General features: G+C 30.5%; 1 pseudogene. It reads left to right on the top strand.

The features are described from left to right. Positions 1-15: 15 nt before the first annotated feature. Positions 16-478 (top strand): annotated as a pseudogene (locus tag CAMP18497_RS08235) (hypothetical protein); the annotation flags it as partial.

The raw sequence follows: 478 nt of genomic DNA, 5'->3' as shown, positions 1-478 counted from the left end.
CCCACAAGGCTTTTTATGGCTAAAAAAAGAAAAATCACTCTTCCTAGAATAGAAGATATTGATATAAGTCCCGATACTTCTTGTTTGCATCCTATCTTAGAAGATAATACTTTATTATGCATACATGGAGGTAAGGTTAATTTAAAAGCAAAGAATGCTAAAAGAATAAAATCAGATAATGTTCCTATTATGCTTAATAACGAAATACAAGGAGCTAGTATAAGTGGATGTGTAAATCCACCTATACTAGGAGGACCTTGTACTAAAGTAGCTTTAGTATTTGCTCATACTTATTCAAATCATAAAGTAAATCATAAACATTCTGTATTACAAATGGGTTTAATAGGGGTAAGTAATAAAGGTTATCCTATACTAGCTATACCTAAGAAAAATAAAATAAAATTTGCTTTAGCTAAAATACAAGCTAATCCTCTTGCTAAGATTAAATGGGACAAGATAAGATGGGAAGGGATAGGAG

The organism is Campylobacter sp. W0066.1 (assembly GCF_024723635.1).
GTDB classification, from domain to species: domain Bacteria; phylum Campylobacterota; class Campylobacteria; order Campylobacterales; family Campylobacteraceae; genus Campylobacter_D; species Campylobacter_D lari_C.
This window is presented reverse-complemented; position numbering and strand designations above follow the sequence as displayed.